Annotated in this window: 8 protein-coding genes and 2 pseudogenes; 6 read left to right on the top strand and 4 right to left on the bottom strand. The window is 39.4% G+C overall.

Translation table 11 applies throughout. The features are described from left to right. Positions 1-59 precede the first annotated feature (59 nt). Together H3Z85_19710 and H3Z85_19705 are read right to left on the bottom strand one after the other, a co-directional pair. Positions 60-1052 (bottom strand): SDR family oxidoreductase, encoded by a 993-nt coding sequence (locus H3Z85_19710; protein ID QPQ51479.1) that lies wholly within the window; start codon positions 1050-1052, stop codon positions 60-62. A 34-nt stretch (positions 1053-1086) separates the two neighbouring features. Then, on the bottom strand, positions 1087-2370 hold the full coding sequence (locus tag H3Z85_19705) for an NAD(P)/FAD-dependent oxidoreductase (protein ID QPQ51478.1): 1284 nt from the start codon (positions 2368-2370) through the stop codon (positions 1087-1089). 202 nt (positions 2371-2572) lie between these two features. On the opposite strand from H3Z85_19705, the gene H3Z85_19700 reads away from it, so the two are divergent. The 6 genes and pseudogenes from H3Z85_19700 to H3Z85_19675 all read left to right on the top strand — a co-directional run bounded on the left by H3Z85_19700 (position 2573) and on the right by H3Z85_19675 (position 9805). After that, complete coding sequence (locus H3Z85_19700; protein QPQ51477.1) at positions 2573-3562, top strand: aldo/keto reductase; 990 nt, start codon at positions 2573-2575, stop codon at positions 3560-3562. 84 nt (positions 3563-3646) lie between these two features. Beyond that, positions 3647-4321 carry a response regulator transcription factor gene (locus H3Z85_19695; GenBank protein QPQ51476.1) on the top strand — a complete coding sequence of 225 codons (675 nt, stop codon included), beginning with the start codon at positions 3647-3649 and terminating at the stop codon, positions 4319-4321. Positions 4322-4405: 84 nt separating this feature from the next. Next, positions 4406-5631, top strand: a pseudogene (locus H3Z85_19690) (HAMP domain-containing histidine kinase). 126 nt (positions 5632-5757) lie between these two features. Further along, positions 5758-6510: a hypothetical protein gene (locus H3Z85_19685; GenBank protein QPQ51475.1), complete on the top strand. Its 753-nt coding sequence runs from the start codon at positions 5758-5760 to the stop codon at positions 6508-6510. 38 nt (positions 6511-6548) lie between these two features. Further along, positions 6549-8965: pseudogene (locus tag H3Z85_19680) on the top strand (TonB-dependent receptor). Positions 8966-8998: 33 nt separating this feature from the next. Beyond that, positions 8999-9805: a phosphatase PAP2 family protein gene (locus H3Z85_19675; GenBank protein ID QPQ51474.1), complete on the top strand. Its 807-nt coding sequence runs from the start codon at positions 8999-9001 to the stop codon at positions 9803-9805. A gap of 93 nt (positions 9806-9898) precedes the next feature. Here the strand turns inward: H3Z85_19675 and H3Z85_19670 are convergent, their stop codons facing one another. Together H3Z85_19670 and H3Z85_19665 are read right to left on the bottom strand one after the other, a co-directional pair. Then, positions 9899-10702, bottom strand: coding sequence for an SDR family oxidoreductase (locus H3Z85_19670; protein QPQ51473.1), 804 nt, complete (start codon positions 10700-10702; stop codon positions 9899-9901). A 19-nt stretch (positions 10703-10721) separates the two neighbouring features. Beyond that, complete coding sequence (locus tag H3Z85_19665) at positions 10722-12383, bottom strand: FAD-binding dehydrogenase (GenBank protein QPQ51472.1); 1662 nt, start codon at positions 12381-12383, stop codon at positions 10722-10724. Between the last annotated feature and the right edge of the window lie 108 nt (positions 12384-12491).

Here is a 12491-nt window from a genome sequence, read left to right as displayed (position 1 = left end):
TCCTTAAAAAGAGAACCTGTAAGCTCATTTGTTGTCCATGTGATCAGCCTTTATATCATTTAACCAACTTTTTTAGGCTTACCGGAAAATAATAATCCCGCAGCGATAAGGCCTGCTGCCCCAGCCACGATCCATGTTAAGGTACCAGAGGAAACAGAAAATAAAGTTTTTCCGTTGATTCCCGTATTTATTTTTGAGGGTTCAAGTACATTTCCGCTTGTATTTTTATCTTTATGGGCTTTCTTTAAAGCCAGCCGCATTCCTGCAGAAGAAATATAACGGACAACCCCGGGAAACATTTCATAAATATTTTTAAAGGCAACGGCAGACCAGTCCGGATAGGAAACATCTTTAGGATTCTTGGCCGTTTCCACAATAGAAGCAGCCAGTTTGCGGGGATCAAATGAAGGGGGAGGAGTACTCAGTTTTATCCCTGAATAATTGGCAGCATGTTCTATTCCCGAAGATTTTTGAAATCCTGGATATAAGGCACAGATATGAATATCCGGATAATCCGAAACTTCTCCCTGAAGAGTCTCTACCATTCCGCGGACTCCGTATTTCGATGCAGTGTAAGCCGTCCCGTATGATGCGGGCATCCATCCTCCAATTGAAATATTATTCAATAAAACACCTCTTTTTTGTTTTTTAAAAACCGGTAATACTGCGTGCGCCGAATGCATATATCCCAATAAGTTGGTTTTGACAATCTGATCGGTCACTTCTACAGGTATTTCCTCAAATTTACCAAAAGCCAGTACCCCGGCATTATTTACCCAATAATCAATTTTGCCACTAAACTCTATAGCTTCGTTGACAAGGTGCTGTACTTCTTCTGCCACGGAAGTATCGGTAGGCACAGCAATTACCGTTGCACCTAATTTTCTGCAGACTTCTGCGGTTTCTTGAAGGGCTTCTTCACCCCGGGCGGCCAGAACAAGATCTGCGCCCTGCGCTGCAAATGCTTCTGCTGTAGCCTTACCGATTCCGCTGGATGCACCGGTAATGACAACTGTTTCTCCAAAAAAAGGAGGTTTTCTTTGATTTTTCATAACAATATAGATTTAAGTGTGATTGGTAAAAATATTATGGATTCATATGGGCTCCATTTCCTGTATTTCTCTTGGGGAAAAGAATGAGCCTGATGGAAGGATTGTTGGTGATAAACAAACGAAACCAATCTAAAGCCAGTTGCACTTTATTCCCAAATCCTACCAGAGGAATAATATGAATAAAAAGCCATGTAAGCCATGCTAAAAAACCTTTGAAGGAATGCTTCGGAAGATCTACTACCGCATTATATTTTGAGATAATGGCCATACTTCCTTTATCATGGTATCGAAATGGTTCCAGTACTTTTTCATCTTCAATCCGTTTGAAGTTGGCAGCAAGATTTCTACCCTGTTGAATAGCAACCTGTGCCAGCTGTGGATGTCCGTTAGGAAATTTTTCTTCTGAAAGCATAAGGCAAAGATCTCCTAATGCATATATACTTTCCGTATTTTGTACTTTATTATAATCATCCACCAGTATTCTTCTTCCTCTGCCGATACTTTCCTCAGGGATTCCCTTTACTTCTCGGGCTATGACTCCGGAAGTCCAGATCAGGGTTTCTGTTTCGATGGAATTTCCGTCACTTAAAATAACCCTGGAATCCACATAATCTTTTACTGAAACATTCAGAAGGATTTTTACACCCAGTTCTTTTAATTTTTCATATGCAGCTTCCTGTGCAAGTTTACTCATGGGCGAAAGGAGGGCAGGAAGTGCGTCAATCAGATAGATGCCGGAAAGGCTTAATTTGATTTCCGGATATTCTTTCTTTGCAATATATTTTCCCATTTCAGCAAGCATGCCGGCAAGTTCTACACCTGTAGGCCCACCACCGGCAATAACGATATTCTGTAATTTTTCTGCCTGGTTCATATCTTTATTTCTGGCAGCCTCTTCGTGGGTAAGTAAAATATGGTTCCGGAGATAAAGAGCTTCTTCAATACTTTTCATAGGCAATGCACAACGGCGTACATTTTCCATCCCGAAAAAATTAGATTCTGTTCCCACCGCCAATACCAAATAATCATAGGTAAGGGTTCCTGTATCTGTTTCAACGGATTTAGTCTCAGGATTTACTTTAATCAGGGTTCCCATATGAAACTTCACATTCTTACTTTCTGAAAAAAGTTTTCTGAAAGGGTAGCTGATATTGGATGCTTCTATAAAAGAGGTTGCAACCTGATAGATTAACGGAGGAAAAAAGTGATAATTATTTTTATCTACCAGGGTCATTTTAAACCTTTTGTCGTTTCGGAGTGATTTGATAAGATTTATTCCGGCAAATCCTCCGCCTACAATTACAATGTGCTTTTTCATAAAGTGAATATTGAAGGGGTGCTCTGTAATTCATTCAAGAACAAGACCAAATAGACCGGAAACAGAACTTTTAACATTAAATAAACATAGAAAACCGGATTGTTTAAACTGAGTAAATTATACACATTGTTTTTTCTTTTTGCAGACATGTCAGCATGATGTTTGCAGAATAGCTATATATCAACACCATAAAATAGAGTATATGAAACCAGAAATTTTAACAGCAAAACACAGGCTGGGCTTAGGTGGCGTTGCCATAGGTACCGCTTTTGAGAATATTACCGACGAACAGGCCCATGAAATCCTTACAACTGCGTGGGATGCCGGAATCCGGTATTATGATACTTCTCCGTGGTACGGACTGACAAAGAGTGAAAGAAGGTTTGGTGAATTTTTAAAAGGTAAAGACCGGAACGAGTTTATATTTTCAACCAAAGTAGGACGTTTATTTAATGAAGTTCCTCAGTCCGAAGTTCCTCCTACGATGTGGAAAAATCCTTTGAACTATGACTTCAGGCACGACTATACTGCTGACGCTATAAAAAGATCAATAGCAGACAGTCTTCAGAGGACGGGACTGAATCATATTGATATCGTTTATATTCACGATCTTTCTGAAGATCAGGTAGGAGACCGGTATCCGTATTTTCTGAAACAAGCGAAAGAGGGAGCATTTAAAGTTCTTTCAGAGCTTAGAGACCAGGGAATTATCAAAGCCTGGGGAATGGGAGTTAATAAAATTGAACCTATTTTGGATTGTATTGAAGTTGCCGACCCTGATATATGTCTTTCTGCCACCCAATACTCCATACTGGAACATGAAGATGCTGTGGACAGATTGCTTCCCGCAGTCAGAAAAGCAGGAGTAAAACTGGTTTCGGGAGCAGGGTACAATTCGGGGTATATTGCGGGAAGAGAGCGGTATAATTATAAAGATGTTATCCCCAAAGGAATGGAAGAAAAGAGGTCACGAATAATGGCTATCGCAGAGAAATATAACACAAATATTATAGATGCAGCTCTTCATTTCGTACTTGCTGCTGATGAGTTTGCTTCTATTATCCCTGGAGCGAGCCGAAGTGATCAGGTACATGATAATGTAAAAGCATTGCATGCGGATATTCCCAAAGGTTTCTGGCAGGAGTTAAAAGCTGAAGGCTTAATTTACGGCAAAGCACAGGTTCCGGATTAAGATGGAGGGGATAAATATATCTTTTATTCATCGCTATTTTCCGGACTTCAAAATTTCTTCAAAATTTAGTGATAGATTTATGGCATGAAAATTCTCATCATTGAAGACGAAGCAGAGCTTGCCAAAAGTATTTCCGAATATTTATCTGAGGAAAGTTATCTCTGTGAATCAGCTGGCAGCCTTGGTGAGGCGATGAATAAAATAGAGGCATTCCATTACGACTGTATTCTGTTGGATATCATGCTTCCTGATGGCAACGGACTCAGAATTTTAGAAGAGCTTAAAAAACAGAACAAACAGGATGGTGTCATTATCATTTCTGCAAAAAATGCATTGGATGATAAAATAGAAGGCTTAAAAATGGGGGCAGATGATTATCTGACTAAACCTTTCCATCTTTCAGAATTGATGGCAAGAGTATATTCGGTGATCAGGAGAAAGCAATTCAGCAGTTCTAATGTTGTCAAACAGAATGAGCTTGAGATTGATCTTTTGGGGAAATCAGTTGCTGTCAATGGGGAACTTATTGCATTGACCAAAAAAGAATTTGATCTTTTAATCTATTTTATAGGAAATAAAAATAAAGTAATCTCAAAAAGTACCTTGGCAGAACATCTTTCCGGTGATTTTGCCGACATGCTCGATAATCATGATTTTGTGTATGCTCATGTGAAAAATCTTAAGAAAAAGCTGTATGATGCCGGTTCGGGACATTATCTTAAAACAGTCTATGGAACGGGATATAAATGGGAAGCATAAATTAATTATAAACCTGCAATGACCTTGAAGCCTCTCCTAAGCAAAACCACCAAACCCTTCATTATTTATGTACTTATCGTCCTGATGATAAGTATTCCCGTGTATTATTTTATGGTGGATACGATCTGGAAAAGCGAATTGGATGAGCACAATCAGATCATTGTAGAGAAAACGGCTTATGAGTTTAACCAGCTAAAACTTTCTGACAAGGAGCTTGAAGATGGACTTGAACTCTGGAATCACATCCAGCCTGAAACCAATATTGAGAAAATATCGGGAGATCATATAAAAGGGGATAGTGTTTATACCAATGAAAGATCTCTGCCCTTTATATCGGAGCAAAAAAAGAACGCTACCGTTGCCTGCGAAAAGTGGTATATATTCATGACAAACCTTATCTTTTCACCATACAGACCAATATAGAAGAAACTCATGAAACCATTGCAGTAATTGCAATGATTGCCATATTTTTCTTTGTGATGATCGTTATTGGTCTTTTATATCTGAACAGAAGACTTTCAGCCTCTGTCTGGAAACCCTTTCGGGCAACACTGGATCAACTGAAAAATTTCCAGCTCAACAGCCAGTCAAAAATACAGTTCCCTGTTTCTGATACCACAGAGTTTGAAGAACTTAACCAGTCTCTTGATAAAATGATAGAGCATAATATTTCTGTGTATAAAACCCAGAAGGAATTTACTGAAAATGCTTCCCATGAACTGCAGACACCACTGGCTATTCTTAAAAACAAACTGGATCTACTGCTTCAGGATAGCGATCTCACAGAAAAACAATACCGGATTGTGGAGGAAATGAACAGAGCGCTCACCCGCAGTTCCCGTATCAATAAAAACCTGCTGTTGCTGGCTAAAATAGATAATAATCAATTTGATAATTCCGAAAATATTTCGTTCCATGCTTTGCTTCGTCAAAGTATTGATATTCTTCAGGAACATTTTGAACAGAAAAATATTGCCGTCCGGGAAAACATCATTGCCGGCATTCATGTAAACGGAAATAGCAGTCTTACCGAAATTATGATTAATAATCTGATCATCAATGCTATCCGTCATACTATGCCTAATGGTTTTATTGGAATAGACCTTACAGATTCTGTGTTTGAAGTTTCAAATTCCGGAACAGAACAACTGAATACGGATCTTCTTTTCAAAAGATTTTCAAAACTGTCGGCAGATCATCACGGAAGCGGACTGGGGTTGTCTATTATCCAGGAAATCTGCAAGTTCCATCACTGGGAGATAAGCTACAGGTTTGAAAACAATCAGCACTTCTTTTCCGTTAAATTTTAGTTAAAAAATACCCGGATCCGGATAATTCAAAATTTCTTCTAAATCGGTTTGCATTTTTGTATTGAAAATATACGGGGAATGCAGATTGTCTGTAATTCCTCATTCATAAAATAAACCGAAAATAGGATGAGAACGGCAAACAAGGTAGCAGCAGTCACAGCCCTGTTCTGGCTCATGAAAATTGTAGCCACCACCTTAGGAGAAACTTTGGGAGATTTCATTTCAATGACATTAAATCTGGGCTATACGATGGGAATTCTTGTCACTTTATCATTTTTTCTCATCATTTTATCATTACAATTTAAATTGAAAGAATATGTTCCCGCGGTCTACTGGATGGTAATCATAGGAACAACCACTTTGGGTACAGAAATATCTGATTTTATAGACAGAACCTTGAAAGCAGGGTACCTGGCAGGAAGCCTGATTCTTGTAACGGGTCTTTTAACATCGCTGTTTTTATGGTATAAAAAATACCATAACCTGGAGGTTTATCCGATTTCTGAACGTACAAAAGAGCTTTATTATTGGGTGGCTATATTGTTTTCCAATAGCCTGGGAACGGCATTCGGAGATTTTCTGAGTGATAATCTCGGATTAGGATATCTGACGGGAGCCTTTATTACAGGATGTGTCATCTTGGTCGTGATCGTCCTTCATTATGGTACAAAAATCAATCATGTTATCCTGTTTTGGATTGCATTTGTTTTCACCCGTCCTTTCGGAGCTACATTCGGAGATTTTTTAACAAAGCCTTTAGCTAAGGGTGGGCTTGATTTAGGAACGGTGAATGCTTCACTCATATCCCTGGCCTTAATGACCATAATGATCCTAATCTCGCAGAAAAAACATACTAAAAGATTGCCATCTCAAGGATAATATTATACGACAGAACTAAAAAAATAAAGACAATTACAATGAATCGAAAGAAACTGCTCCTTTTTCCAACCTGTGTCATATCCTGTATGGCGGCAGCACAAACAACTTCAGTAACAGCTTCAGGAAGGGTTACCGATAACAAAAAAGCAGGAGTACCGTATGCGAGTATTATTTTGAAAAAGGAAAAAGACAGTGCATTTGTGGCCGGAACTATAACGAATGAAGAAGGAAGGTTTTCCATTACAGGAATAAAACCTGATCATTATCTGCTGGTTACCTCCATAAATGGATATCATACTGCGATCCGGCAGATTTTTATAGGAAGCCTTTCTGAATTTCTGGAGGTTCCGGGTATTGAACTTTCTCCGGAACAAACCAACGAAACCCAAATACAAGAAGTTATCCTTACAGCCTCTAAAAAGAATGAGATCGATAACAGGCTTGATAAAAAAACATATTCTGTAGCAGACAATATCAGCCAAAGTGGCGGATCTGTATTGCAGAGCATGCAGAATCTTCCCGGAATCACAGTACAGGACGGTAAGGTACAGCTGAGAGGAAATGATAAAGTAACCGTTTTAATCGACGGTAAACAAACCGCTCTTACAGGCTTTGGAAGTCAGACCGGCCTTGATAATATCCCTGCTTCTTCCATTGATAAGATCGAAATTATCAACAATCCTTCATCAAAATATGATGCGAACGGAAATGCGGGAATTATCAACATCATCATGAAAAAGAATAAACAAAACGGATGGAACGGAAAGGTAGGATTTACAGCCGGATTAGGATCTCTCTGGATCAGAAAAGAAAATTTACCGACGATCAGGCCACAATATACACTGACTCCGAAGATCAATCCCTCTCTATCACTTAATTACAGAAAAAATAAAGTAAATATCTTTTTACAGGCTGATAATTTATATACTGAAACACTCAATAAAAATGAATTTGTAACGCGTACCTATGATGACGGAACCATTATCAATTCTCAGTTAAAAAGAAACAGGAATACCAATTTTTTCACAACTAAAGCAGGAATAGACTGGACAATGGATTCACAAAATACCTTAACGATCTCAGGAATGTATGGAAGTGAAAAGATCATCGACCGTGGAGATCAGCCCTTTTTTAACGGGAACCTTTCCCGGCGTCTTCGTCTCTGGCAGTTTTTGGAAGACGAATTAAAAACGACCATTATGGGAACAGCATCCTACCAGCATAAGTTTAAAGAGGCAGGGCATCTTTTGAATGTGGGATTCAATTATACATTTCATAGAGAGGATGAAAAATATTTCTATGATAATTATTTACCGGCTTCTACAGGCTCCGATTCCTTTAAGTTATTATCTGACGAACAAGTATATGATTTTAATATAGATTACGTAAAACCATTGAAATATGGCAGGGTTGAGACGGGTATCAAAGTGAGAAACAGAAGTATCCCAACGAATATGAACTTCATTCCGGGTACCAATTCTGTATTAGATGCCGGTGCAGGAGGAAAGGCTGATTACAGGGAATTTATCCCCGCAATCTACGGAAATTATGTATTTGAAAATGAAAAATGGGAGGCAGAACTTGGTCTTAGACTGGAATATGTAAGAATTCAATACGATGTTAATCCTGATCATCCTACGTATAAAAGTGACGGATACAATTATACCCAACCATTTCCTAATTTCAGACTGGCTTATAAACTTAACGATCACAACAAGCTTTCCATCTTTTATAACAGAAGGGTAGACCGTCCTAATGAAGTCGATATAAGAATTTTCCCGAAATATGATGATGCTGAAATTATTAAGGTGGGAAATCCTGCATTGCGCCCTCAGTTTACCAATTCTGTTGAAGCAGGTTACAAATACAATTGGGACAGCGGATACTTATATTCTGCTTTATATCATCGTTTTGCGAACGGAACAATCACCAGGATCTCCAGTATTGTGCCGGGCAGCAGCCTTATCTATGCCATTTTCCAAAATGCCGGGAAAAGCTACAATACTGGTCTGGAAGCCATATGGAACCAAAAAGTGTCTGATGTATATTCCCTAAATATTAATGGAAATATCTACCGCAACCAGATCAATGCCTTTTCAGTAACGAATCTTTATCCTGAATCCAATACTTTTTCTGCTGACAAACAATCCACTGTTTCAGGGAACATTAAAATGAATAATATTTTCCATTTTACCCAAGGGCTGGATGCACAGTGTACGTTGGTATACCTGGCACCGGATATTATTCCGCAGGGAAGGGTGAGTTCAAGGTTTTCAATGGATGTAGGGGTGAAAAAAGCCATTCAGAAAGGCAAAGGAGAGGTATTTCTGAACGCTTCTGATGTATTGAATACAATGGTTATGCGAAAAAAATTCAGGGAATGGGATTCGCCTATGCAAGCAACGATTACTACGAAACCCAGGTCGTGAGAATGGGATACAGTTACAAGTTTTAAGATAAATTCGGATTATTATAAATATACCATAAGATGAAAAAACACAGTCAAAGAATGCTGATTTATGTAATTGTTTTGATATCAGCTGCCGGTAAAGCCAATGCACAAAACAATAATGATTCTATTGCAGTTCAACAGCCTACAGATAGTATCACCACTGCTGCTATTCAAAAAAACACACTGAACTATAACAGTTTGATTATTCCTGCCGCCTTTATAGGTTACGGAGTAGCGGGGTTATCAGTCAGAAGTCTTAAAGAAATTAATCGGGATACAAAAACAGAAGTCGATGAGCACAGGCCTGCCCGTACAAGATTTGATGATTATACTCAGTTTATCCCGGGCCTTATGGTATATGGATTAAATATGGCAGGTGTAAAGGGAAAACACAATTTCAGGGACCGGACGATTATCTATGCTTCTTCACAGTTGATTGTTACAGCATTTACCACTCCCTTAAAGTATATGGTTAAAGAGGAGAGACCGGACCGTTCAAATAGGCTGTCATTTCCATCGGGGCATGCAGCAATAGCATTTTCCAATGCTCAATTTATGTTCAGGGAATATAAGGATACCAATTTTTGGCTGAGTCTTTCAGGATATCCTTTTGCTGTTTTTACCGGTATATATCGGATTATCAATGATAAACATTGGGTGGGTGACGTTGTTGCAGGTGCCGGATTCGGAATTCTTTCCACAGAACTTGCGTACTGGTTATTTCCAAAAATAGACAGTCTTCTTCGCGGAAAAAATAAAACCAAAACTTCCTTATCTTCCACGATGGTAATGCCATTTTATCAGAATAATACTGTAGGAATAGGATTGATAAAGAATTTTTAGACCAGAATATAATAACTGTAAACTAAAAAGTCGCCATTCATAAACGGATGGCGATTTATGATTTTAAACTTCCTGATTTCACTCTGTTATCTTTTATACTACTTTCGCCTTACGAACCACTTTTGCCAGCAGCCCCGGGAAAAACCTTTTCAGATAAACAGCCATTATCTCTCTGCCTCCAATAACTGTTTGATTCTTTTTTTGTTCAATAGCTTTTAGCATTTTTCGGGCAAAAACATCCGGTGGCATACCATTGAGCGTAGCATCATCCATTGTGCCTTGTTCTGAACCATTTCCTGTAACTGCATTAATAGAAATATTGGTTTGTATAAATCCCGGGCAAATTATGGTTATTGAAATTTTATCCCTGTACAATTCTGCACGTAGAGCATCAAAAAAACCATGTAAAGCATGTTTTGCTGCGGCGTAACCACTGCGCATCGGAGCTCCAAAAATCCCCATAAGACTTGAAACCACAGCAATCTGACCGCCGCCATTTTTGATCATGTAAGGTACAACAGCTTTTGTAAGGGCCACGGTTCCGATAAAATCTACCTCCATCAGGTGTTTATCTACTTCTATATCTGTTTCTAGGGCTAAAGAACGCTGGGACAGGCCTGCATTATTGATCAGGATATCAATCTTTCCAAATTTTTTCAATGCCTGAGCAGCGATATCAGGCATTTCTTTATAATTCATGAGGTCCAGAGGAATTATAGCATATCTTTCAGCCGCCAGGTTCACTTTTCCGGCAACATGATAAAGTTGTTCTTCCTTCCTTGAGGAAAGTATAATCTTAGCAGTGGTGCTTTCCGCGAGTTCTTTAACCAATGCTTCTCCGATTCCAGATGATGCCCCCGTGATCCAGATTACCTTATCATCGAAATATTTATTCATATTCATTTTATTAAAATATTCACTCTAATCCGGCAATATACTGACCAGCTTTCATTCCCGAAAATATACAGCCTCCGAGAAATGTTCCTTCCAGGGCACGGTAGCCATGCATTCCGCCTCCGCCAAAGCCTGCAGCTTCTCCTACCGCATAAAGCCCCTCAATAACGCTTTCATCATGCCGTAATACCTGTGCGTTCAGATTGGTTTTAATTCCTCCTAACGTTTTACGGGTTAATATATTGAGCCGAACGGCAATCAAAGGACCGTTTTCAGGGGAAAGAATCTTATGGGGAGCGGCTACACGCCCAAGTTTATCTCCCAGATACTTCCGGGTGCTTCTGATATAGTTCACCTGGGTATCTTTTGAAAATTTATTGTCAAGCTCCCTATCCCGTGCTTCAATCTGTTGTAATATCTTTTCATAATGTAAAAGATGATTACCGGCCAGTTGATTCATTTTTTCTACAAGGTCTTTAAGGTTATCAGATACGATAAAATCCTCTCCTTGCTCTTTGAATGCTTCTACAGGGCCCGGAGCTTTTTTTCCAAAGATCCTTTTCAGGAAAAGAGAGTAGTCTTTATTGGTGATATCGGGATTTTGCTCTGATCCGGAAAGGGCAAATTCTTTCTTAATAATCTTTTGAGTCAGAATAAACCACGAGTACGGTAAACCTGTATCCTGAATATATTTTAAAGTTCCCAGCGTATCAAATCCAGGAAGAAATGGCGGTGGTAGCCGTTTTCCTTTAGCATCAAACCAAAGGGAAGAGGGGCCCGGCAATATCCGGATTCCGTGATTCGGCCAGATCGGATTCCAGTTCCGGAGGCCTTCTGTGTAATGCCACATTCTGTCGGGATTGATGATATGAGCTCCCGTCTGTTCAGCAATACCAATCATTTTTCCATCCACATATGCCGGAACCCCGCAGACCATATTTTCCGGAGGGCTGCCTAATCTTTCAGGCCAGTTTTTTCGTACCAATTCATGATTTGCCCCGATACCCCCTGAAGCAATAACAATATGAGAGGCATGATATTCGAATGAGGAAATGATATTTCTATTGGTTTCCATTCCTCTTTCTTTGGAATCGTTTTCCAGGATGTCACCTTTTAGTCCTGCTATTTTTCCATTTTCAAGCATTAATTCAGTTACCCGATGTCTGAATTTCATTTGTAGTAAGCCTTTTTCTTTAGCCTGATAGGCTTTTTCTACAAAAGGCCTGATCACTCCGGTTCCGGTTCCCCAGCTCACATGGAAACGGGGTACTGAATTTCCGTGACCATTGGCTCTTCCGTCACCACGTTCTGCCCATCCTACCATAAACATAAGTTTGATTCCCAGTCTGGTAATGTATGCATATTTTTCACCGGCAGCAAATTTCAGATACGCTTCAGCCCATTTACGGGGCCAATAGTCTTCATCCCTGTCGAAACCCGCAGTTCCTTTCCAATCCTGCAAAGCCAGTTGATAAGAATCCCTGATTCCCATTCTTCGCTGCTGAGGAGAATTGATTAAAAAAAGACCTCCGAACGACCAGAATGCCTGCCCGCCGATATTCTGTTCAGTTTCCTGATCCAGCAGCAAAACTTTTTTTCCTGCATTGGTTATCTCCATAGCAGCGGTCAGTCCTGCCAATCCCGCTCCTATGATAATTACGTCAGGCTGGAATATTTCCTCCATTTTGTGTCACGTTTTTTTATTTGACAATACTTTACATAAATGTATAAAATATTTACACCTGAACCGCCAATTTATTTTGGACTTTCTATACATTCCATATCCGGAAGC

The sequence above is a fragment of the Chryseobacterium indologenes genome (genome assembly GCA_016025055.1).
Lineage (GTDB): Bacteria > Bacteroidota > Bacteroidia > Flavobacteriales > Weeksellaceae > Chryseobacterium > Chryseobacterium indologenes.
Note: the sequence above shows the minus strand (reverse complement) of the source record. Positions and strands in the feature narration are given on the sequence as shown.

What these genes read in the sequence shown, in the direction of transcription:
- H3Z85_19710 (QPQ51479.1), bottom strand. Translation starts at nt 1,052, where the DNA reads ATGAAAAATCAAAGAAAACCTCCTTTTTTTGGAGAAACAGTTGTCATT.
- H3Z85_19705 (QPQ51478.1), bottom strand. Translation starts at nt 2,370, where the DNA reads ATGAAAAAGCACATTGTAATTGTAGGCGGAGGATTTGCCGGAATAAAT.
- H3Z85_19700 (QPQ51477.1), top strand. Translation starts at nt 2,573, where the DNA reads ATGAAACCAGAAATTTTAACAGCAAAACACAGGCTGGGCTTAGGTGGC.
- H3Z85_19695 (QPQ51476.1), top strand. Translation starts at nt 3,647, where the DNA reads ATGAAAATTCTCATCATTGAAGACGAAGCAGAGCTTGCCAAAAGTATT.
- H3Z85_19685 (QPQ51475.1), top strand. Translation starts at nt 5,758, where the DNA reads ATGAGAACGGCAAACAAGGTAGCAGCAGTCACAGCCCTGTTCTGGCTC.
- H3Z85_19675 (QPQ51474.1), top strand. Translation starts at nt 8,999, where the DNA reads ATGAAAAAACACAGTCAAAGAATGCTGATTTATGTAATTGTTTTGATA.
- H3Z85_19670 (QPQ51473.1), bottom strand. Translation starts at nt 10,702, where the DNA reads ATGAATAAATATTTCGATGATAAGGTAATCTGGATCACGGGGGCATCA.
- H3Z85_19665 (QPQ51472.1), bottom strand. Translation starts at nt 12,383, where the DNA reads ATGGAGGAAATATTCCAGCCTGACGTAATTATCATAGGAGCGGGATTG.